Source organism: Bacillus sp. JH7 (assembly GCF_001563515.1).
Taxonomy (GTDB): domain Bacteria; phylum Bacillota; class Bacilli; order Bacillales; family Bacillaceae_G; genus Bacillus_A; species Bacillus_A cereus.
The window spans coordinates 1,396,167-1,418,916 of the sequence record NZ_LPUS01000001.1 but is presented as its reverse complement, the minus strand read 5'-3'; the positions used below and the strand labels follow the sequence as shown (position 1 = coordinate 1,418,916).

Here is a 22,750-nt window from a genome sequence, read left to right as displayed (position 1 = left end):
CTCCTTTCTGCAATCCATTTATCGGAACATATAAGTAGTTTTTATTCCCCTTATTGCTCATCTTTCCGATATGCTGGATAGCCAATAAATCTATAATCTTTTCCAATCTGGGTAAATGATATATCCTTAAATTCAATTGCATCTTTCATTTTAGTAATACCAGTCCCCTCTACAAAACTAGGCGCCAATCTACCTCCAATAATTTTAGGTGCGAAATATAAAATAATTTTATCCATTAGTTTATTTTCAATAAACGAAGCATTTACTTCTCCACCACCTTCAATAAGCAGGGAGGAAACTCCTTTTTGTCCTAAAACATCAAGCATTTCATGTAAGTTTATATGCTTTTCTCCGCTAGTAACAAATACTTTAACTCCTGCATTTTCTAATGCTTTCTTTTTTTCCTCTGCATGATTACTTGTTGTAAATATCCAGGTAGGAGCTTCTCTATCTGTAACAACGTTAGCTTCCATCGGTATGCGTAATGTCGAGTCCAATATTACTCGAATTGGATTTCGGCCATTTGGAATACGCGTTGTCAATGATGGATTATCCTTTTGAACAGTATTCGCTCCTACTAAAATAGCCGCATTTTCGTTTCGTATTTGGTGTACTTCTTGTCTTGCTTCTGTAGATGTAATCCACTTACTATCCGATAAAGACGTAGCGATTTTCCCATCTAATGTAACTCCTGATTTAATCGTTACAAATGGGCGCTTTGTCAAAATATATTTATTAAAGACTTCATTCATTTTTTTAGATTCTTCTTCACACACTCCTACAAGTACTTCAATACCTGCATCTTGTAGAATTTTAATTCCACGTCCAGAAACAAGCGGGTTTGGATCAAGTGTAGCAACTACTACCTTCTTAATTCCTGCTTGTACAATTGCTTCAGCACAAGGCCCTGTTCTACCATGATGAGAACAAGGTTCAAGAGTTACATAAATTGTACCACCACGTGCCTGTTCTCCAGCCATACGTATCGCATGTATTTCGGCATGTGGTTCTCCGGCCTTCATATGTGCTCCGACCCCTACAATTCGATTATCATTTACAATTACAGATCCAACCAATGGATTTGGAGTCGTTTGTCCCTTCATAGCCTTGGCATTTTCTAGTGCTAGCTTCATATACAATTCATGCTCAAGCATGTAAGTGTCCCCCTTCAAAATGTCCAGAACGCTGAATCTTCGTTTGCAAATATTTCTCATTAAACTCTGAGACATCACCCCATAACGGTTCACGACTCGTAACATTTAATCCAGCTTTTTGTAACGCTTCTAATTTTTTCGGATTATTTGTAATAAGTTTTACAGGTTTTGAGCGTAGCGCTTTTAATACTTCAATTGTATCATCATAGTTTCGAACATCATCTTCAAAACCTAGGTTCAGATTAGCTTCTACTGTATCTAACCCATTTTCTTGCAAGAGGTACGTCATAGCTTTACTAAACAAGCCAATTCCTCTTCCTTCATGATTCGCTAAGTAAAATAAAGCACCTGAACCATGTTCTGTAATCATTTGTAAAGACTGCTTTAATTGGAATCCACAGTCACAACGTTTACTACCAAAGATATCACCGGTGTGGCAAATACTATGCATACGAATTAGGGCATCTTCAGAATTCTCAAAATCACCATATACAAGTACACTAGATTGCTGCATATCAGCTAAATTAATAGATGAGAGTTTTTCGATAATTCCTTCTACACTATTTGTAACCTCACTACATTGTAACCAAGAATACCATTGAAAAACTTTAGTCTCCCCATATAAATTAATTGGCAATTTGATAGGGCCTACTAAATAAATATCCTTTCCATCTTGATGTATAAATTGAATTTTATCTTCTAACATATGAATTGTATCTGTTGTAACCATTAGGTACCTCCTAGTATAGAGAATCTCTAAAATTCTCTTCCATTGTTATATTTTTTATTGTTTAACTTACACAACGTAAGTGTTTTTACAGATGCTATTCTTTTTTCTCTCAGCTTATATGCAATATGTATCATTACAACTTTGGCCATTTAAAGAAAAGAGTTTTAGTTACATAAAACAACTTAGTTACTTTATGTAAGTGAGTATACATTCGTAATCAATTTACGTCAAGTAATTAATTATAAAAACATTTGTTACTAATAGTAAGATGTTATATAATTTATTTTAGGAGGTGAAGGAAAATGAATGATTCTACATTATGCCCTCGCTTTGAAAAAGGAATGAAATTTTTTAGTCAACGATGGACAGCACTAATTATTTACCAACTTTTTTCTGGATCTCAGCGCTTTTGTACACTTGAATCTTCTCTTCCTGTTAGCGGAAGATTACTTTCAGAAAGATTGAAAGAATTAGAACTAGAAGGAATTGTCGAACGTAAAGTCTTTCCTGAGACACCAGTTCGTATAGAATATTCTTTAACTCAAAAAGGATTTGCTTTAGAAGCTATTATTCGCGGAATAGAAGAATGGTCACAGGAATGGGTAGAACTTGAGGAATAACATAAAAGCTTTTTCGTATATAGTTTTAAGTAATCAAATTACAGATACTTATTATTAAAACGCTAATTTTTCAAGCATTTATGAAAAGCTAGCGTTTTTTAATAAATAAAATGTAAGAAATAAAGCAAGGTGATCAAAACGATCACCTTGTTCCCTTACAGATTAAAATAGTGTTTTAAAATCTTTTATTCATACATACTCGATTAATAAAAAAAACGAATAAGCTTTTTTATTAATAAACAGTTTTATTTTTACAATACAGTTAGCTTCCCCTGCTATTTGCGGACAGTAAGACCACCACTGATTAAATTTCCATTTTATTACATTCGAATATTACTTATGAAATTTCACACGCTCTTCAAGTGGTTGGAATTCTTTTTCACCTGGTGCAGCTGTTGGATTACCAAATGGCATTTGTGCAATTAGTTTCCAATTAGCAGGGACATTCCATTCTTGTTTTACCTCATCGTCAATTAATGGATTATAATGTTGTAATGATGCCCCTAATCCCTCTGCTTCTAAACCTGTCCACACGACTAATTGGTGCATGCCTGATGCTTGGTGTGACCAAATTGGGAAGTTTTCAGCATATGCAGCAAACTTTTCTTGAAGCGATTTAACGATAGCCTCATCTTCAAAGAATAATACTGTTCCATAACCAGCTTTAAAAGAATCCATTTTTTGTTGCGTTCCTGAAAAGTCTCCATCTCCAACTACTTTTCTTAATGTTTCAGTGGTAATATCCCATAATTTATCATGAGCTTCACCAAATAATACAACTAATCGTGCAGTTTGAGAATTGAAAGCGGATGGAGTATATTTCACAGCAAACTCCACGATTTCTTTAATTTTTTCATCCGATACTTGTACCTCTTTATTAATCCCATAGTAAGTACGTCTTTCTTTCAGTGCAGTATAGAAATCTTTTGTCATAATTCCGTTCCTCCTAAGTTTTAATATTCTTCAAAATGATACATCTCGAAGATAGTATGCGTTTAAATGAGTTCATTTTTGAATCATTGAACTTCCTAGCACCCATTGCCAGTCATTCTAAATCTAAACACACTGCTTCCTTCAGTTTTCCTAAAAAAAGCCTTATAACATCATTCATAAAATCTAATCATCATTCGGTACTATTTTACCCATTCTCTATTCATGTATCCTGCTTGTTTCATATTTACACAAATATGAAATGTAGCTACTTTAATCACCAAATTTCACATTAATTTAGAGCATCTTCAATTACAGCAATTTCGCTCACTCGAACAAAACGATGCAATTTAAAGAACATTGCACAATTAAGTACTACCTGTAAAAGAACCCTCTTAGCCGACTATAAGAAAAAATAATAAAAAGCCAAAACGAACAATAATATGTTCATTCTTGGCTTTTACTTAACCATCACATTTATTTTTACTATTGCTTCAAATGATTTTTAACTGCCCTTATTACCAATTCGTGATCTTCTTCTGGTGGTAATCCTGAAACTGTTATCATTCCAATAACCCCTACGTTTTTTATTCTGATAGGAAAACATCCACCAAACGCAGCGTATTCTGAAGTATCTAAAAGATATTTTTCATTATAGGAGACCCCAGTTATTTCACTTTGTATCTGCATATAATACGAGCTACGATCATGCAGGGAAACGACTCGTTTTTTACGCTCAATCCATTTCGTATTTTCCTCATTTGTCCCTGTCATCTTGAAATGAAATAATTGCACACCATTTTTCGTTATATCAACAGCAATCAATTTCCCCTCTTGCTTTGCTGTTTCAACGATAAATAAACCTAGTTGCAAGGCATCTTCATTTGTAAAAGAGGAAAATTGAAGTGTTTCCTCCTCTTTTAAAATTTGTTTACTTATTTCATTCAAATTTGAAGTACTCATATCTTTAACCTCCATAATTGTTTTATGCCACACCGACATTTTTTCGAAATTATTAGGCCATATAGTACAACCTTTCAATCACACTGATTCTAAATAAACTACTGTAACATCTTTGATAACTAGTAGTACCGTAAAGCTTGTTTTCTTCTTACTGGTGCTATTATGAATGACATTCAAAGTTATAAAAAGTACTATTCTACTTATCCCTATCTTACAGAGACTATTATGAAATATATTTAACATCTTAAAAATGTATGTACTAAAGAATAATATTTTTAATCACTAACTTTTTTGATCAATCGTTATAATCCAATTTCATCAAAATTTTTATCAATTATTACACTATCCAACAATAGGAGGAAACAAAGATGGATGAAAGTATATCCAAAAGCTGAAAAGCAGTTGAGTCCCTTGAGGGAATAGTTATAATTCACTACGTATAGAAATAGACATACAAAAACGCCATCCTTTCCTATAATTCTAAAGAAAGAATAGCGTATTCTTTTCAAAAATGAGTTCTTTTATTGAGAAACTTTGATTCTATATCATACATAAAAGGGCAACCAGTGCTAAAACAGCTGGAAATCCTTGTTTCACAATAATCGATTTATTAGATGTGAAACCTCCGAAAATAGCTGCTATCACCACACAAATCACGAAAAATAATTGGACCATATAACCAATTGGATTGAGCCCAAGTACAAGTCCCCAAATGAGACCAGCCGCTAAAAATCCATTATATAAACCTTGGTTTGCAAACATAATGGCTACGTTTCGATCTCCTTCTAAATGCTTCGGTAATTTGAAAGCACGTTTCGCTACTTTTGAATCAATAAAAAACATTTCAAGGATCATGATAAACAAATGTTCTAATGCTACGATCCCGACTAAAATAGCTGCGATTATTTCCACACTATTCTGCCCCCTACACTCTCTATTCTTTAATATTCTCTACATTTTTTTGCATCTGTAATAGAACATGAATAAGTATTTTTCGTTCTTCTCCACTGATATTTACGAACATTTCCTTCATAAAATGTTCCTTTTCTTTCTTGTTAAAATATTAATTGATGTATCAATTATTGATACATCAATTAATATACATCTCTCTTTTTATTTTTGCAAGTTTTTTTGCTCAATTGGTTTTATTTTGTTCCAGCAACTTTAAACCAATTCAAAACATCAGTTCGCATTTCTAGAAATCATAATTACTTTAAGTTCATTCTGACAATCATATTTAACTACATATATAAAAGAATTGAGTTATATCTCCATCAATTTATAAAAATTAATTTTTTCTAAAAACAGATACTTTACGTTTTTTATAGTAATAAAAATCATTTTTGTTTCAGAGGCAATCCATTTTGTTAGCTTGATGGGCATAGGATAGTACCCATATGACGAACCAATTATCTTTCAAGAAGACGGCTAGAAATCTGGATTTGGCACAGGCGTTGCCTACTTCCGTGATCCAGATGGTACTAATTTAGAGCTAATTGCTCCAAAAGGTCCATTTAGACGTGAATAGTTAAAATAAATTAATACCGAAACAGCCACCTTCTGCCTGGAAGGTGGCTGTTTCAAGTTGATAGAATGACTAAAAAAGGACAAACTCTCCAATGTGAGAAGTTTGTCCAAAAAGTTTTTCGTGTTAACTATTTTTACACTAATAGCAATAATAGTGAATTAGAATAATGACTTAATACTTGCTAAGACAGTAAGTACACCTACAATAATAACAAATACGTTACTCATTTTCCCTTTGTATTTAGCTAGTACCGGCACTTTTTGAATCGCATACATCGGTAATAGACATAAGATAGCAGCAACTAATGGACCGCTTAGAGAATCAATAAGTCCAAGAATACTTGGATTTGTATAAGCAACAAACCAGCATGATAATACAACAAAAGTAAGGATTATTGTCTTAATTGTTTTTTCTTCAATATCTTTTCCACGTGATTTACCGAACTTAATAATCATGTCACGCATTACTTCAAATGCTCCGATATAATGGCCAAGGAAAGACTTTGTAATAGCCACAAAAGCAATAATTGGAGCTGCAATAGTGATTACAGGCGAATTAAGCTCATTAGCAAGATATGAAAGAATTGATAAGTTTTGTTCTTTTGCCATTTTTATATCATCTGGAGTCAAGCTCAATGCGCTACTCCAAACGAAGAACATAACAACAGCGAATGTCATGATATAACAAACCTTTTGTATTTGCGCACATTTAGCATCAGTGGCTTCGATTCCATACGTAGCTCTCTGTTTCACAACAAATGATGAAATCATAGGTGAATGATTAAATGAGAATACGATGATTGGTAGAATCATCAATATCGTTCCAAAATAGCCTGTTCCTGTTGAAGCAGTTGAAACAGCTGAAAAACTAAGCATTGACGTATTCCACTGTGGAATTAAAGATATTGCGATAAAAAGTAGAGAAACTATGAAAGGATACACTAACATACTCATTACCTTTACAGTAATATCTTGACCAAAATTTAGTATAGCGATAAGACCAAGAACTAATACAAGTGATAAAATAGCCCTTGGAGGTTCTGGCATGTGCAATTGATGCACGATAAAACTACTTGCAGTGTTTGTAAGCGCAACCGAATACATTAGTACGATTGTATAAATTGAACCGAAATATACGATGTTAAAAATGATACTCGCTTTATTTCCGAAATACTCTCTAATTGTACCTGTGATCCCCTCATCAGCAGAATTAGAAGCGTATATCATTTTAGCAAGCGCCCTATGTGAGTAATACATAACTGGATATGCAAGTAATGTAATTAGTAGTAAAGATAATAAACCACCTGAACCTGCATTAATCGGTAAAAAGAGCACCCCTGCTCCAATTGCAGTTCCAAATAGACTGAGTGCCCATGTAGTATCCTGCTTATGCCACTTTTTCGGATCTGCATATTGCTCATTTTTTCGTGCGGTATTTTCAGCTTGAACTTCTATTTTCTTTGCAGTATTCCCGTTCATATAATAACTCCCCCTTGTATCTATTCCTACATCTCTCTTTACACCTAACAAATATTCCCTTTTCGGAAAATGAATTCCTTACAAGTTGCCCCACTTTGTATGTCCTTCATCATAATGAATCCAAATTGAAACATTCGCTAATTAGCGTCCTAATATAATTGTTAGCGTTCACAAAAAAGTTTACTCGTAATATCCGCTCTTTATATAAAGACCCCTTAAGAGAACAATATAGAATAGACTTCATAAATACGTTGCAACATTTCTAATAACAGTGTATTACTTTAATGGTTTCTCTTTTTTACTTTTAAAAGTAATTTTAGCTAAACCGGCCTCTCTTCATTTGCGAGGCGTTTCTTTCTCAATTCTATACATTACTTTCATAACTTCGGTAGCACTGATGATATTGCTTACACAAGCCACTGAAGCACATTACATACATTTCGCCTCTAATCACACACCTTTCTTACTAGTAATCGCATTTTTTATATTTTCTCCAGAGATAATAAAATTTCTCTCGACGCCCTCATTATAACGTGTATATTTATAAAATTAATATTTTTATATTTTCAGAAATATTAAAGTGGAATAATTTTATATGGATAATATTTTACAGTTAGCATGTAGCCATTGTTTTTATCACTTAAAGCTGAATTAGTTAGTAAAAAAATACAATAATACATTGTTTTTCTAGGTTACTCATTATAAAGATACTTATATCCCCTTTATCAAAAAATTTCATTTTAAATATAAAAGATATTCTAATAAATAATTAATGTAGGTAAAAAGAAAAAATTCCAAAATAAAAAAACCAAATTTTAGGATATATATTATTAATATTGAATTCATATACAATTTAAAAAGCTACACTGAGCAAAAAGCAAAAAAGCTGCCCCATATGGACAGCTCATTTACATAATTATCGTTATCAGGAATACACAAACAAATCACTTCAATATCATCTTAATTGTAGTTTGTTCGGCTCTTCTTCAGGGATAGCTCTATGTTTGTAATGCATCGTTTTTACATCATTTCCTTTTATGTGAAAAGTAATTGTGTCCTCTTCATAAGGCGGATTGTGTGCACCCTCAAAAGTTTAAATTTTAAAATCCCTCATTAACTAGCTCTTTTATCGAGTTTAATTTTGAAGAAAGCTCGATAAACCATTCTTCATCCCCTGTTAATAATGCAAGATCTATAAGATAAAGGATTTGTTCCTTATTTATTACCTTTGATTCAGGGAGTTTGTTAACGTGTTTACTAAAGAGTAAAATCGCTTCGTTTATTGTGTACTGGCCGTCACGTTTCACAATACTAACTGTAACTATATCCTCTACATCATCAAGTGATACAATATAACCAACTATTAATTCACCTTCATTTGATATTCCACGAACCCAATCTCCTACTTTTAAAACATGATTATTATTTGACATCATACCGTTTCACCTTCCTATAAATATTTTTTGTGACGATAAAAAAGATATAAAAACAATTATACTGTAATATTTTTCATTACATTTAAGTGTTAAGAACTCACGGCTATATAATAATTAAGCCGCTTAACGCTCTTGATTGATAAGGTCAACAACTTCTTTCATTGTATAATTCTTTAAGTATTCACCTAGATGCTCTTCAGCACCTAAGAAAATAGCGAAAAGAACTTTTCGCATGTTCGAACCTACAACACACTGATTGTTTGATTCTGGACACTTCGGCTGCAAAGCACCTTCAGAGGTTATCTGATAAATATGCCAAAGATTAATTTCATCTAAATCGCGAGCGAAAATAAAACCGCCACCAGTCCCCTCTTTCGATTGTATAAACTTATGTTTTTTTAACAAACTTAGTACTTTCCGAATGCGTACTGGATGTACACCTGCACTTTCTGAAATAGCATTACTTGTTGACATCCGATCTGGCTGTAAAGCTAAATAAGTTAAACTGTGTATGGCCAAGGTAAAGTCGCTGTTCATGATTTTCCTCCTACGATCAAAAATATTGTTTCTCATATATTAACTGTAGCCATAAATATTACAGATAGGTTAGAACGTTAAAACATATAGAATACTTCTTGCCATAAAAAATTAATTCTCTTATATTCTATCCGGTCCCACCTATATCTGATAACTTCATTTAGCTTTTTAAGTTGAAAATAAAATTAAACACTCCACTGTTTCTTCACTTGTTCTTCTGCCAACTGTTTAATTTTTGTCCAAATCGTATCTTTACTCACAATAACATTTGTTTGATAATTTCTATCATTATAATTAACTGTAACACATACTTCAATCATCTTCTGCTTCCTCCTTTCAAAAAACTTTTTCTAAAAATACTACTTATTAATTGGCCAATTTTTGCAATTCAATGTTCAAAAACGTTCGAACGCTACGTGGTAAAAATTTACGAATTTCTTCCTCATTAAAACCAATCTGCAATCTTTTCTCGTCCAGCATAATTGGGCGACGTAACATTAGTGGATGCTCAATTATTAATGTATAAAATTCATTGAGCGAGAGCTCCTCAATATTTATATTTAAGTCCTGAAAAGTTTTGGATCTAGTTGAAATAATTTCAGTAGCCCCCTCTTCAGTTAAACGAAGAATTGATTTCAGCTCATCAACTGTCATAGAATTTGATACGATGTTTTTTTCAATATAATCAATTTGATGCTCTTCAAGCCATGCTTTCGCTTTTCGGCATGAAGCACAGCTTGCTGTTGTATATAGAATTACCATATTTAACTCACTCCTTTAATGTTATGAAACGTACATTTTAAACATCGGTTATTGAAATGTATTAAAAAAAATTACAGTTTAGAATCAAATACAAGCAATATTATTTATTCGAGAATATTTAATTTATCTACATTTTACAGACGATAACAACTCACTTCTAAAATCTATACTGTAATTTTAAACTTTACAGTTCTATAAATCAAATGTTAAGTCTTGGATTCATTCTATTAACGTATAATAGGAGCAGTTGAGACAATACTTGCCTCAACCGATTTTTATATCTTTTTATAATTTTTTGCAGTAATGACTGTTTCAAACTCAAAGGTTTCGGGTAGATGATCTGCATAAGAATATTCAAAAGTTCGTCCATCCGTTAAATAAGCTACTTGTTCAACTCGCATTAGGAAATCCTGATTTGTTAAGTTCATAAACTGCTTTTCCCTATCATCTGGGCGAATTCCTTTAACCCTGACAACAGATGTCCCTACTTCAAGACCAAGTTTATTTTGAATATGTGAGTATATCGACTCCTCTAAAACAGAAGCCTCAACACCTGGGATAACCGAAATTGGCATCCATGTATGCTCCATAATCGTCGGAATGCTGTGAATGATGCGGAGGCGAATGATTTTATAAACGAAATCACCGATTGAAACTCCCAATTTCTCAGCAACTACTTCATCAGCCCCAACAATCGCAAACTCGATAATTTTACTTTCTACCTCACTACCGTATACAGCTTTCGTACCCGTTAAAGTTTGAATCATTCGTGCCTTTTCCTGTTGACGCCAATCTTGCACCACTGTTCCGCTTCCGCGCCGGCGGATGATGTAGCCATCTCTAACTAATAGATCCAGCGCTTTCTTAATAGTAAGGGCTGAAACACCAAATTCTTCAGCAAGGACGGGGCTACTCGGAATTTTTTCGTTGATTTTATATTCACCGTCTAAAATTTGCTGTTTAATCTTTTGATAAATGCCGAGGTATTTTACTTGTGTTGATCCGCTTGCCATTTCCATACCTCCTTTATACTGCAAACTCTCTTCTATTCATTCAAATGTAAAGCCTCAAGTTTGTAAACTGAAGGTGATGGGGCAGCAAATCCATTTTCTAAGATTTCAATATTCGTTACCGCTTCTTCGTCTTTCACAAGTTTTGGTGCACCATTTATAATTGTTTCATACGCGGCATCATAGAAACGACCGTAATCACCAAGTGGCGTTTTAATTTGTTTTTCAATCCAGTCACCATTTGCATTACGATACTTAGCAACTCCATAGTACATCGGTGAATCTTCACCAAACCCTGCACTCTCAGGCATAATCCCCGCTTTCAAATCATTTTCCTGCTGATCTTCACCATATTTAATAAATGATCCATTTGTTCCATGGACGATAAAGCGTGGATAATCTTTTGCTACGACATGGTTCGTTTTCAGCTTAATCTTCAACTGATTTCCGTAATGTAAACCAACATCGAAATAGTTATCAACCGCACCTTCCATTTCATTATTACGAATATCGTATGTCACCGTATCTGGACGGCCGAATAGTGAAATCATACGGTCCATCGTATGAATACCTAAACTGTAAAATGAACCTTCTTCTTTTGGAGCTTCATGAGTGATTGAACCAGGACGGAAATAATCAATATGTGATTCAATCTCAATAATATCACCAAGGAATCCTTGTTCAATTACTTGCTTCACAGCTAAAAAATCACCATCAAAACGGCGGTTTTGATAAGGCATAACTACTACACCTTTTTCTCGTCCTAAAGCTAATAATTCTTTCGCATGTTCCACTGTATCGCAAAATGGTTTTTCAACGATAACTGATTTTCCAGCAAGTATAACTTTTTTCGCTAATTCGTAATGCGTATGTGCTGGCGTACAGACCGTCACCACTTGAATTTCCTTGTCATTCAACAATTCGTCCAAATCAGTAGTGAAGTAAACACCTTTTTCCTTATATGGAGCCGCTAATTTTTCATTTATTTGACGTACAAAAATCGTTTTTATTTTTATATTATTACGCGTGTTTACATAAGGTAAGTGATAGCGGTTAGCTGACTTTCCAAATCCAATAAAGCCCATTGTTAATGTCATATTTTTCAACTTCCTTGCTCATAAATTTTCGTTTCTATATTTATTATATAATTTAATTATTAAAAGTATATAGTTTTAACTTTATAATTATATATTAAATAAAAAATCCACGATAAAATTCGTTCTCACTATAAGTTATGGACCTATAAAGTGAAACTTTAATCAGTGGGGCGATTTATTCTCTACTGATTATTTACCCGTAAATACCGGGATGAAAAGGAGCGTAATGAACATGGCATATACTACTATATCTATGGAAATTTTCGGATCAACTGAACAAGTATGGCAATTAATCGGAGGTTTCAACTCCCTTCCAGACTGGTTACCTTATATACCTAGCAGTAAATTAACTGAAGGCGGTCGTGTACGTCATCTAGCTAATCCAGATGGTGAAACAATTATAGAACGCTTAGAAGTATTCAATGATAAGGAACGCTACTACACGTATTCAATCATGAATGCACCGTTCCCGGTCACTAATTATTTATCTACAATCCAAGTTAAAGAAGGTACTGAAAGTAACACATCGTTAGTAGAGTGGTCTGGTACGTTCACTCCTGTTGCGGTTAGTGATGAAGAGGCAATAAATCTGTTTCATGGTATATACAGCGATGGACTGAAAGCATTGCAGCAAGCATTTCTAGATTGATTCATGTAATTGATTGAGACGAAAAAGTTAATTAACAGTCAAACATTCGACTTTGTGGTTAAGTTCATTATGAAAGATAAACAAATACAAATTTCATGCCTGCTTGTTAATGACAAGAAATAAAAAATACTACCTCCAAATGGAAGGTAGTATTTTTTTATTAATCAGGAAAAACAATTAATCCCTCTTCTTTTTCCTCCTGTTTTAAATCTTCTTCTGGGAATGTTACAGTTGAATTTTTATCCCCTGTTTTTTTTGTTTCTTCACCTGGAAATACGAAAGTTGAATTTTCTTTTCCTTCATTTTTTTCTACGTTATCTGGAAATACCATAGAATCATTGGTAGTCAAATCACTATGAAAACCAAGGTTAGACAAAATCGCTTTTAAATCTGGTAAAACCCCTATTTTATCAGATGATGGGTCATTAGACTTTGTGCCTGTATTAGGATTACTTAAAATTGCTCTCAATTCTTTTGGTGTATATGCCTTACCTAAATGTTCTTTAGCAATCCCTTGAATTGATACAGCAGCCCCAGCGATTATAGGCGAAGCGCTAGAAGTACCACGGAAATTAGAAGTATAACGATTCATTATACTCTGATCTGTAACTTTTTGTCCTTTACTATTTTGATTTTGATATGTATCTAATGTGTCAACATACTCTCCCCAACCATATACATCAATTCTACTACCATAGTTAGAGAAACCTAAACGTTTATGAGGAACTCTTGCAGTAGATGCTCCAACTATAATAGCTCCTGAATCTTTAAAGTCTGGACTATTTCGATTTAAAATCTGTTTACCATTACGGTCTTTAAATTCATCTAAATCAATCCCACCATTACCAGCTGCTTCTACAATAATAATGCCCTTATCTGTACCTTTGCGAATTGCGTTAAATATACTCGGGTATACTTCTACTGGTAAAGGGTCATCTCCATATCCATCATATTTAAAGGATTCCTCTATTAATAAAACATCTCCAGCCTGTAAAGAATCTACGGCACTTAAAATAGCATCTCTTACATCGATTCTCCCATTATCTCGGATCACTGAAATTACTTTTGCCTTTGCTTTTGGTGCAATCCCAATGTTCCCAATCCGATTGTCAGCTGCAGAAACAACACCTAGAACTGAAGTACCGTGAGAAAGATCATTACTCATTTTTCCAGACATAAATTCAATATTTTGACCGACTAAATCTTCATGATTTAATAACCAGCCTTCTTCCAAATCTACAAAGGTTGCTCCTTGACCATCTCCTCCTTTAATTCCCCAAGCATAAGGAGCATTAATTCCTAAAGGTGCCTCTTCAAGATATCCCTGTCTCGAAAATCTAGGTTCATCATAAGGATTGATTGATAATACAGGCAATCTCGAGCTAGTTGTTGTGTTTATACTCTTATTAGAACGAAATTGTATTTTACTAGAATCGTTATTGGCAGCATGTACTGTATTTGTTACAAATGTCGTACCTACCCCAGCAAAAGTTGTAATTGCAAGTGATGATATCAACATACCTTTAAAATTTTTCATCTTTCCACCTCTAGTTTTCTATTAGAATTAACATATTTAATAATGTGTATGAACCGAAAAGCTTTTTATCTTATTATAAAAATTAATAGATTTTTATAACTTTTTGATTTACATAAAAACTCCTTTCATTCTTGTAATTCAATGTGTATATTTCAAAATAACAAACTCACTGTAACTATTATAGTTACACCTTTATTGATTTTCAACTACGAAATATAAATTTTTAAAAATAAATTTATATTACTTTAAAACAGAGCTAACCTTTTACGCATAAAAAAAAACAAAATATCTGTGCAAATTACAGCGGTGAATAAGTTTATAGACTGCAAAAAAACAAGAAAAAGCAAAACACTAAGTGCTTTGCTCCTTATAAAATTCCTTTTAACTTTTCACCAATTAACCTCGCTACATACTCATAGCCTTCTGGTCCAAAGTGTAATCCATCTTTTTCACCATTTTCTACAAATCTTTTATAATCCCGTTCTTGAATCATTTCAGCGAATACGTTTAGAAAATAACTTCCTGTTTCCCTCGCCACTTTCTCCACCACGTCTGCATACTGACCAAGCACTCTATTTGTTCTATTACGCTGTCTTTCTTCATCAACTGGTGCAGGACTAATCAGTAGTACTTTATCTGATGAAATATGGTTCACAATCTTCTCTAAGTTTTCTTTATATGCTTGTAATGACACTTGAGAAAAAGAAACTGCATCATTCGTACCAAGAAAAACTGTTACGAAATCTGGTTTATATGATATTACATCTTCTTCAATCCTATTTAACGCATCGAATGTATTATCCCCTGGAACACCTGCATTCACTACTTTCCACTTCGGAAACATCTCTTGCAAACGTGGTGTTAATCTCGGCATTCCATCAAAAAATGTTTCATCAGCTGTAATACTATCTCCAAAGCATACTAACGTTTTCATTAAGCTACTCTCCTTTTACGTATGAAACAACTTTCCTTCTATTGCTTTTATATATCTTTCAGCAGAACGTTCAACTGCCTCATCTGCATTTTCTTTTACTACTCGATGAAAAGCATTGTATAAACGATTAAACTGTAACGGCTTCACTCGGTTCACCATTTCTTCCACTTTTCTCGCTGGTAATGGAATTAAGTTTGGATAGCTATACATAAAACTTACCCACCGCTCATCCGCTACAACTTGAATAATATCACCTGTTAACAAAATCCCTTTTCCATCATTACCTTCTTCCCAATGCAATACAGAACCACCACTAAAATGTCCTCCAAGACGATGTACAGTAATCCCATCCGCTAATTGTAAAGACTCACCAGACCAATAAATAATACGACTACTTGGGCGCATCACCCATTCTTTATCATCTTCGTGTATATAAATTGGTACATCAAATGTCTCTGCCCATTCTACTTGCGTTGAATAATAATGAGGATGAGACAATGCAATCGCATCTAATCCACCAAGCTCTTTTATTTTCGCAATTGTCGTTTCATCTAAATACGTAATACAGTCCCATAGTAAACGATATGACTCTGTTTTCACTATAAATGCCGTTTGACCGATCGCAAATCCTGGTTTTGTCGTAATACTATAAAGTCCATTTTCCTCTTCGATTATTACATTTTTATATGTATCATCTGTTTGCAAATTTTCTAAAGTCGTCCAAGACTGCCCTTTCGGATTCACATATTGCCTCTCTTCATCACAAATATGACAACTCACCGGTTCCTCTACACTCGCTGCATACTGCACACCGCACGTTGTACAAACGTAATTTTTCATCATAATTCCCCCTATCCCTATATTTTTATTAAACTGATTTTTGTTGATAATAATCTACTTTTTTATTTTCAATTAATAAACTTATAAAAGTAAGTAAATAAACAACTGTAACTGACAATGGAATTACAGTAAATCCTTTTTGGCTTCTGCAACATTCATCTCACTATCTCCCCCAAAATATTTGTACTATAAAGTCACCTCAACCTCGTCCATCCAATAACGCCAAGCTGCTAAATAATCTTCTAAATCTTTCGGGTGGTGCCGTAAACATGTATCTATACGCAAATATAATCCTATGACTATTTCTTCATATAAATCACGGTCTTTTTTATAAAATACACATTGTTTCATCGCATAATCGATTGTTTCTTTTGTTAAATCTTCCGGGGTTGAACAGAACGCATAAATCAAATCATATATAGGATCTCCTAACACTGGTAAAGGATCAATTACACCGTGCAGTTTATTCCCTTGAAATATAAAATTATGAAATCCAAGATCACCATGCAATAAAAATGGCTGATTTATTCCAGTCCCCCTACTTGGACTATTTGCTAACTTAAAAACCGTTCTATACTCTTCCTCACTTATGTAACGTCTTACATTTTCATGAGCTTCCATCACATTTGTCGTTAAAAATTCATTCCAAGATTGAACTGGGCTTTCTTTCCATCCCCAGCCATCAACCTCTGTAGCTACTTCATACTTATTGATAACTTCCTTTACAAGTTTACTAAGAACACTCCGTTTATGGCCTAGTTTGCAAGAAGTTGTGCCCTCAAGGAATGAGTAAACAATATAGCGATTTAAAGGTTCCTTATATAAAAGCTTTGGAAATAATTCGTCCTTTTTATAAAACTGAAGAAAATAAGCTTCTTCACGTATGACATCCGATTCATTCAACTTTATAACGTATTGTTCATCTAACAAATATATAGTACTTGTCGTTCCCCCGTTTAATGCTTTTACGCTATTTGGATAATGTGAAATAACTTTTTCCTTAACTAGTTGTGCAGTGATTATTGAAATGTCCATTCTCTCACCCTTCAACTCCGAATATTTCCTTAATTCAAAAGACAACTTTACTATTATTTGACAAACATAAGGGAATTCCTCCTAAAAATCTTAATATAACAAAAGATAATTTTATTTCATTTCAACTGCTTCCTTCAATATTCCATCATAAAGTTCATTCCATTTATGGTAATGCGATGTGATTTCTTCACTCCAAATGATCTTCATTTAATCTAGTAATTTCTATTGAATTATCTCTTTCTTTTAACTTAAGAACCAAACTTTCTACACCAAACACTTCTGTAAACGTATGACTGCCTACAATTAAATTAATTCCTTTAAATTTCGCATGTTGCACTGTATATAATGTTTTTTCACCTGTTATGTACGTGTCACATCCTTTTTCTAATGCACGTTCAATCAAATTTGTATTGTTTCCTGCACCGGTTAAGATCGCAATCCGTTTTACTGGTTTATCGTGATTTCTCCAGCTCTTCACTTTCTCTTCCATTTTTTCTTCAAGTTTTCCAACTAAGTTTGAAAAAGGAATCGCTTCTTTATATTCTCCTATTCCCGGTAGTTCTTCTTCCTCATAGGTTGAATATTCCAGTATTGTATCTATCCCAATTGCGTTAAATAACGATGTACACGTGCCAAACTTTACAAAATCTAACGGCAAATGAATCCAAAAATGATTCATTTCATATTGCTTCAATTTCTCAATACAAGCCTCTTCCATACCAAATAAAAAACTCCACGGCGCATGATGTGTAACTATCATATCGACTCCATTTCGATACGCTTCTTCAATAGTTTCTAACGTTAAATTTGTTGTGTAACCGATTTTGTGAAATTCATCTTTACTTATATAAGTAAAACCATATTCATCATCGCCATATTTATGAAGATGCTCTCCAAATAGTGATGTTATATGTTCATTAAACTGCTTTATATTCATTTTTATTTCTCCTTTCATTTACTTTTATATTTCATAAATAAGGAAATACTAAATTACAACGTTACATACATATAGGAGGACAATATGAAACCTGAATTTTTAAAAGCTGTACATGATGCAATCGGAAATGTCGAACACATTCATATAGAGGAAAGCGGTGCTGACAGCTTACTTATTCATCATGATGATGCACAGCAGTTACAACAAGTTGCTAAGGCGTTAGAAAATAATAATTTCCGCTCCGCTTTAAGAACAACTGGAAATGCTTCGTACATTGAAGTATTGAACAGATAATGAAAGTCCGGATGTATTCCGGGCTTTCTTTTTATCCCGCTATTCACCGGGCAGTAAGACCCCACTGATTAAAGTTTCACTTTATATTGAAACTTCAAACTCTTTCACATACACCGCTGTTCCAGCAATATCTATTTGTAACTTTTCGTTTTCTATCCCTTTCGTTACATAAACAGTTACACGACCATCTTTATTTATTTCCTGTCCTTGCTCAACGATTAAACTCAATTCATGTTCAAAACCTTTCTCTAAATACTCCGCATAATACGCTCCCATTACACCTGAAGCTGTTCCTGTCACTGGATCTTCAATCGTCCCAGCGTAAGCTGATGAAAAATGACGGCCGTGCATTTGTGCTATTTCATCATAAGTTTCTAGACAAATTGGGTGAATAGAAGCATTAGGTATTTCTTTTAATACTGATGGAAATGCAGCATTATTAGGTTTCATTCTCTCACATGCATTAAGATTTTTAATCGGTACAATTACAGTCCAATTACCAGTACTTCCATATACAATCGGTAAACTTACATCTAAATCATTTACTTCTAAACCGATACTATGAGCTAATTCTTCTGCTGAACCTGTAAATTCTTTAAACTGAGGTGCTGCCTGTCTCATTTTAATAAAGGTTTCTCCATTTTCATTTACACCTATTTGTATCGGTAAAATCCCAGCCTTCGTTTCAATCATAAGGTTACTTTTCTCTTCTAATAAACCTTTTTCGCGCAAGGCATATATCGTCCCTACTGTCCCATGACCACATAACTCCATTTCAAAACCAGGTGTAAAATAGCGCATTCTTATATCTCCTACTTCTGAGGAAAGAACAAAAGTTGTTTCGTTATATCCAACTTTTTCAGCAATAATTTGCATTTCCTCTTCCGTTAATCCATCTGCTTCTAATACAATACCTGCTGGATTTCCCTTATTTGGTTTATTCGTAAATGCGTCGTAATGAAATACGTTTATAGTCTTCATTTTCTTTTCCCCTTATTTGTCCATTTCTTTATTTTTATAATCAATAAGAAAATCGATCTAACCAACTTTCATAATCAGCTTTTTGAAATGGACGGATAATAAGTCTATCCGTCTCTACTTCTAATAACGATAGCTTCATTTAATTTCATCCCCCGAAATATTAATTGAATTTTCTTTATTATCTTACACAAAATACAAAATCTAGTAAATCATTATGTTTTTGATACATAAAAACCCAGTCATGCTTTATACATAACTGGGTTCTCCATCGTTTCATAATTTTCTATTTCACAAGAACTGCATCTCGTAATTCCCTCTTCAACACTTTTCCTAAAGCGTTTTTCGGTAACTCATCTATGAATACTACTTCTGGTATTTTATAGCTTGCTAATTTCTCTTTACAATACTGAAGAATACTTTCTTCTGTTAATGTTGTTTCGCCATCCTTCACAATGTAAGCTCTTGGAACCTCTCCCCAAAAGTCATCTGGAACTCCAACTACTGCAACTTCTAAAACACCATGTATTTCATGAATAACATCTTCTACTTGATCTGGATATACGTTGTCACCACCGCGTATAATAACGTCTTTATATCTTCCCATAATATGCAGGAATCCATCATCATCTATCATGCCAGCATCACCCATGTTAAACCAGTTATCTTTTACTACCTTCTTTGTCGCCTTTTCATTATTCCAATATCCTTTAAACATGTATGGACTTTTCACATGAATCTCTCCAACTTCATTTGTTGTTAGTTCATGTCCTGTTTCCGGATGAACAATTTTCACCTCTACATTTTTCAAGGTCTTTCCTACAGAAGACATCTTTTCTTTTCCCATCATTGGATGCCATGAGGTTACAACCCAACCTTCTGTACTACCATAGCCTTGCACCATATATATGCCTTTTTCCATATATTTTTGAATGAGTGTTTCTGGCACTTTTGTACCACCGCTTTGTGCTACTTTAAAGGTTGAAATGTTACGTTCTTTTTTATTTAGTTCATCCAGCATGTAACTATAAACGGCTGGGAAAGCAAGCATCGTAGTAATTTTCTCTTCTTCAATCTTATCCCAAATAAGAGCAGGATTCGAATCAGCTAAGAAGATCATCGTAACGCCATGATAAATACAATTTAAAATAGAAAGCACGCCACTCATATGAAACAATGGATGCACAGATAAAAAGCGTTCACCTGCTGGGATTTCTCTTTGTCCCGCAATTTCAGCAAAATAATGATGTAAGTTTTTATGTCCAATTACACATGCTTTTGCCTGTCCAGTCGTTCCTGATGTAAACAAGTAAATGGCATCGTCTTCTTCATGAACTTCTACGTTCGGTTCTGTCGTTGGCTGTTTTTGCAACTCTAATTCAAATGAACCAAAGCCTTCTTTTGTTGTTTGAATTACATAAGGAATTTCTTTAACAGCATCAACCTTTAATAACACTTCATTAAATTCTTCATCAATAACTAACGCTTTTAATTTCGCTTCTTTTACAATCGTTTCTAATTCATAAACAGTCAGCTGATGATTTAGCGGAATAAATACCGCTCCAATTTTTAAACTTGCCATCATAACGCTTGGAAATGGGTGATTATTTTTGCATAGTATTCCTATACGATCTCCTCTTTGCACACCATTATATAACAAATAATGTGCAAACTGATTTACTCGTTCATTATATTGCTGAAACGAATATCTTTTCTTCCCCCCTACAAGCGCTTCCAAATTTGGTGATTGCATTGCTCTCTTTTGTAATAATTGTCGCATCGTTCTCAAGTAAAACTCCCCTTTATATATGTTAGGTTTTTTATTTTACCAGATTAACTATTAATTTACTAAAGATTACACTTAGTGAATATAAAAAGAATATAAAATATCCATTTACTTTACAAGTAAATGGATATTTCCCATTATATATTAGAATACTTCTTGTTCATCACATATTGCACATACTCAGGTGCACTTTTATCAATCTCTTCATCACTTAGTTTATATTCTGCACCATATAAATAAAAGGAAGGTATAAATTTCATACCTGTGTATAAGCATGTAGCTTGGAATGGTTTCGTCAACTCATCCATTGTAATTCCACTATTTTCATAGTCTTTTTCTAATCCACCTATAGAAATAGCTACACCAAATTCTTTCCCCTTCACTTTATCTCCTTTAGATCCGTACGCAAATCCATATGTTAATACATCATCGAACCATTTTTTTAATAATGGTGGTGAGCTGTACCAGTAAAGCGGAAATTGAAATATATATCTGTCATGTTCTACTAATAACTTTTGCTCTTCTTCAATATCAAACTCCCAATTCGGTGCCACTTTATACAATTCATGCACCGTAATTTCATCCGAATATTTCTCAAGTTCTTCAATCCATCTTTTATTAATTTTTGATTTTTCAATATCAGGATGTGCTACAATTACAAGTGTTTTCATCTTTTTTCATCCCCTTTATAAATTATTCAACCCTTTACGTATTAGTATGAATGAGTCACATATAATTGAAAAGTACGTACTTTAAAGTGCTATAGGAACCTTAAAGTACCTGTGGAGGTGTTATATGAATCAAAATGATAATTGCCCAATTGCAACAACACTCGATGTAATCGGTGGAAAATGGAAAGTTCATATTTTATGTATTTTGTCGGATGGAAAAATGCGAACAAATGAAATTAAACGAGAAATCCCAAACATTACACAAAAGGTTCTTACACAACAACTTCGGCAACTTGAAGCTGATGGGATTATCTATCGTACCGTATATCAAGAAGTTCCACCAAAGGTTGAGTACACACTAAGTGAATATGGAAAATCTTTAATGCAAATAATGGATAATCTGTTTGAATGGGGAAAAGATCATCAGATTAAAAGATTACATGACTAAAAAAGCACTATATACTTTGTTTAATCCTCTACGTTCATATTTTTTATTTCTATAAAGTTTATTTTCATCATTTTTTAGCTAACTTGTTTTCTTAGATTGATGGACGTGACCCCACATCCATCAATCTAAAAAGATACAATTAGAAAAATGAGATTTCTATAAAGTTTCGCATATAAACACTACTTCCGCCTCATTAAACGCTCGCTCTACTTTTTCTAATCTCAATTGTACGTAAGCTATAAAGAAGCACCCCTAAACCGAGAATTTTTTCATTATTAGACGCATTAGAACCTAAGGTAATAGTAGGTACATTTAAACCCATGAACCTTTCACTCCATTCTATAGGCATATAAAAAGATACTCCTTAAAAATAAAAAACGCTATTCTCTCTGTAAA

Annotated in this window: 25 protein-coding genes and 3 pseudogenes; 5 read left to right on the top strand and 23 right to left on the bottom strand. The window is 33.5% G+C overall.

Translation table 11 applies throughout. From position 1 onward, the window contains the following. Positions 1–50 precede the first annotated feature (50 nt). Both ribD and AU379_RS07320 read right to left on the bottom strand, forming a co-directional pair. Positions 51–1,154: a bifunctional diaminohydroxyphosphoribosylaminopyrimidine deaminase/5-amino-6-(5-phosphoribosylamino)uracil reductase RibD gene (ribD, locus tag AU379_RS07325; RefSeq protein ID WP_000889429.1), complete on the bottom strand. Its 1,104-nt coding sequence runs from the start codon at positions 1,152–1,154 to the stop codon at positions 51–53. Further along, positions 1,147–1,884, bottom strand: a complete 738-nt coding sequence (locus AU379_RS07320; RefSeq protein WP_000258865.1) for a GTP cyclohydrolase II — start codon at positions 1,882–1,884, stop codon at positions 1,147–1,149. Before AU379_RS07320 ends, ribD begins: the two co-directional genes overlap by 8 nt. 302 nt (positions 1,885–2,186) lie before the next feature. Between AU379_RS07320 and AU379_RS07315 the strand changes: the two genes are divergently transcribed. Further along, positions 2,187–2,504, top strand: a complete 318-nt coding sequence (locus tag AU379_RS07315) for a helix-turn-helix domain-containing protein (RefSeq protein WP_061139062.1) — start codon at positions 2,187–2,189, stop codon at positions 2,502–2,504. A 333-nt stretch (positions 2,505–2,837) separates the two neighbouring features. Here AU379_RS07315 and AU379_RS07310 read toward each other — a convergent pair whose 3' ends face one another. The 3 genes from AU379_RS07310 to AU379_RS07300 all read right to left on the bottom strand — a co-directional run bounded on the left by AU379_RS07310 (position 2,838) and on the right by AU379_RS07300 (position 5,309). Beyond that, positions 2,838–3,437, bottom strand: coding sequence for a nitroreductase family protein (locus tag AU379_RS07310; RefSeq protein ID WP_000158938.1), 600 nt, complete (start codon positions 3,435–3,437; stop codon positions 2,838–2,840). Between the two features lie 483 nt (positions 3,438–3,920). Next, a complete protein-coding gene (locus tag AU379_RS07305) occupies positions 3,921–4,436 on the bottom strand; it encodes a heme-degrading domain-containing protein (RefSeq protein ID WP_002061924.1) in 516 nt (171 codons plus the stop codon). Between the two features lie 501 nt (positions 4,437–4,937). After that, positions 4,938–5,309 carry a DUF1304 domain-containing protein gene (locus AU379_RS07300; protein WP_000402470.1) on the bottom strand — a complete coding sequence of 124 codons (372 nt, stop codon included), beginning with the start codon at positions 5,307–5,309 and terminating at the stop codon, positions 4,938–4,940. Positions 5,310–5,799: 490 nt separating this feature from the next. Between AU379_RS07300 and AU379_RS28575 the strand changes: the two are divergent. Further along, positions 5,800–5,925, top strand: a pseudogene (locus tag AU379_RS28575) (VOC family protein); the annotation flags it as partial. Positions 5,926–6,083: 158 nt separating this feature from the next. On the opposite strand, the gene AU379_RS07295 reads toward AU379_RS28575, so the two are convergent. The 8 genes and pseudogenes from AU379_RS07295 to AU379_RS07265 all read right to left on the bottom strand — a co-directional run bounded on the left by AU379_RS07295 (position 6,084) and on the right by AU379_RS07265 (position 12,245). After that, entirely contained in the window at positions 6,084–7,403 is a 1,320-nt protein-coding gene (locus AU379_RS07295; RefSeq protein ID WP_001014189.1) for an aromatic amino acid transport family protein, read from the bottom strand. 955 nt (positions 7,404–8,358) lie between these two features. Next, positions 8,359–8,505, bottom strand: a pseudogene (locus AU379_RS28570) (DUF3888 domain-containing protein); the annotation flags it as partial. Beyond that, the gene (locus AU379_RS07290; RefSeq protein WP_000987462.1) at positions 8,504–8,839 is read right to left on the bottom strand and encodes an IDEAL domain-containing protein; all 336 of its coding nucleotides are present in this window, start codon (positions 8,837–8,839) and stop codon (positions 8,504–8,506) included. The pseudogene AU379_RS28570 and the gene AU379_RS07290, both read right to left, overlap by 2 nt. 123 nt (positions 8,840–8,962) lie before the next feature. Continuing rightward, complete coding sequence (gene saiR, locus AU379_RS07285) at positions 8,963–9,376, bottom strand: Rrf2-family transcriptional regulator SaiR (RefSeq protein WP_001083465.1); 414 nt, start codon at positions 9,374–9,376, stop codon at positions 8,963–8,965. Between the two features lie 185 nt (positions 9,377–9,561). Then, positions 9,562–9,696, bottom strand: a complete 135-nt coding sequence (locus AU379_RS07280; protein ID WP_000573532.1) for a BA3454 family stress response protein — start codon at positions 9,694–9,696, stop codon at positions 9,562–9,564. Between the two features lie 46 nt (positions 9,697–9,742). Then, the gene (gene spxA / locus AU379_RS07275) at positions 9,743–10,138 is read right to left on the bottom strand and encodes a transcriptional regulator SpxA (protein ID WP_000236190.1); all 396 of its coding nucleotides are present in this window, start codon (positions 10,136–10,138) and stop codon (positions 9,743–9,745) included. Between the two features lie 275 nt (positions 10,139–10,413). Further along, on the bottom strand, positions 10,414–11,151 hold the full coding sequence (locus tag AU379_RS07270) for a GntR family transcriptional regulator (RefSeq protein ID WP_061139061.1): 738 nt from the start codon (positions 11,149–11,151) through the stop codon (positions 10,414–10,416). Positions 11,152–11,183: 32 nt separating this feature from the next. Beyond that, a complete protein-coding gene (locus AU379_RS07265; protein ID WP_000176642.1) occupies positions 11,184–12,245 on the bottom strand; it encodes an oxidoreductase in 1,062 nt (353 codons plus the stop codon). Between the two features lie 232 nt (positions 12,246–12,477). On the opposite strand from AU379_RS07265, the gene AU379_RS07260 reads away from it, so the two are divergent. Continuing rightward, entirely contained in the window at positions 12,478–12,894 is a 417-nt protein-coding gene (locus AU379_RS07260; protein ID WP_000332044.1) for an SRPBCC family protein, read from the top strand. Positions 12,895–13,054: 160 nt separating this feature from the next. On the opposite strand, the gene AU379_RS07255 is transcribed toward AU379_RS07260, so the two are convergent. The 5 genes from AU379_RS07255 to AU379_RS07235 form a co-directional block, all read right to left on the bottom strand. Continuing rightward, the gene (locus AU379_RS07255) at positions 13,055–14,431 is read right to left on the bottom strand and encodes a S8 family peptidase (RefSeq protein ID WP_000787686.1); all 1,377 of its coding nucleotides are present in this window, start codon (positions 14,429–14,431) and stop codon (positions 13,055–13,057) included. Positions 14,432–14,798: 367 nt separating this feature from the next. Then, positions 14,799–15,365: an SGNH/GDSL hydrolase family protein gene (locus tag AU379_RS07250; protein WP_000855202.1), complete on the bottom strand. Its 567-nt coding sequence runs from the start codon at positions 15,363–15,365 to the stop codon at positions 14,799–14,801. A gap of 15 nt (positions 15,366–15,380) precedes the next feature. Then, positions 15,381–16,208, bottom strand: a complete 828-nt coding sequence (locus AU379_RS07245) for an MBL fold metallo-hydrolase (protein WP_080024542.1) — start codon at positions 16,206–16,208, stop codon at positions 15,381–15,383. 183 nt (positions 16,209–16,391) lie between these two features. Beyond that, positions 16,392–17,240, bottom strand: coding sequence for a phosphotransferase (locus AU379_RS07240; RefSeq protein WP_001986501.1), 849 nt, complete (start codon positions 17,238–17,240; stop codon positions 16,392–16,394). A 187-nt stretch (positions 17,241–17,427) separates the two neighbouring features. Next, entirely contained in the window at positions 17,428–18,177 is a 750-nt protein-coding gene (locus tag AU379_RS07235; protein ID WP_001022446.1) for a Nif3-like dinuclear metal center hexameric protein, read from the bottom strand. 84 nt (positions 18,178–18,261) lie between these two features. On the opposite strand from AU379_RS07235, the gene AU379_RS07230 reads away from it, so the two are divergent. Then, entirely contained in the window at positions 18,262–18,471 is a 210-nt protein-coding gene (locus AU379_RS07230; RefSeq protein WP_000801651.1) for a hypothetical protein, read from the top strand. A gap of 81 nt (positions 18,472–18,552) precedes the next feature. Here the strand turns inward: AU379_RS07230 and AU379_RS07225 are convergent, their stop codons facing one another. The 4 genes and pseudogenes from AU379_RS07225 to AU379_RS07215 form a co-directional block, all read right to left on the bottom strand. Then, positions 18,553–19,452, bottom strand: coding sequence for a PhzF family phenazine biosynthesis isomerase (locus AU379_RS07225; RefSeq protein ID WP_000849329.1), 900 nt, complete (start codon positions 19,450–19,452; stop codon positions 18,553–18,555). Positions 19,453–19,498: 46 nt separating this feature from the next. Continuing rightward, a pseudogene (locus AU379_RS30785) lies at positions 19,499–19,591 on the bottom strand (N-acetyltransferase); the annotation flags it as partial. Positions 19,592–19,735: 144 nt separating this feature from the next. Next, the gene (locus tag AU379_RS07220) at positions 19,736–21,229 is read right to left on the bottom strand and encodes a class I adenylate-forming enzyme family protein (protein ID WP_082769951.1); all 1,494 of its coding nucleotides are present in this window, start codon (positions 21,227–21,229) and stop codon (positions 19,736–19,738) included. 143 nt (positions 21,230–21,372) lie between these two features. Next, on the bottom strand, positions 21,373–21,906 hold the full coding sequence (locus tag AU379_RS07215) for an NAD(P)H-dependent oxidoreductase (protein ID WP_000855229.1): 534 nt from the start codon (positions 21,904–21,906) through the stop codon (positions 21,373–21,375). A gap of 124 nt (positions 21,907–22,030) precedes the next feature. Between AU379_RS07215 and AU379_RS07210 the strand changes: the two genes are divergently transcribed. Then, the gene (locus AU379_RS07210; protein ID WP_001072981.1) at positions 22,031–22,354 is read left to right on the top strand and encodes a helix-turn-helix domain-containing protein; all 324 of its coding nucleotides are present in this window, start codon (positions 22,031–22,033) and stop codon (positions 22,352–22,354) included. A gap of 193 nt (positions 22,355–22,547) precedes the next feature. On the opposite strand, the gene AU379_RS30490 is transcribed toward AU379_RS07210, so the two are convergent. Continuing rightward, positions 22,548–22,703 (bottom strand): hypothetical protein, encoded by a 156-nt coding sequence (locus AU379_RS30490; RefSeq protein ID WP_001121202.1) that lies wholly within the window; start codon positions 22,701–22,703, stop codon positions 22,548–22,550. Between the last annotated feature and the right edge of the window lie 47 nt (positions 22,704–22,750).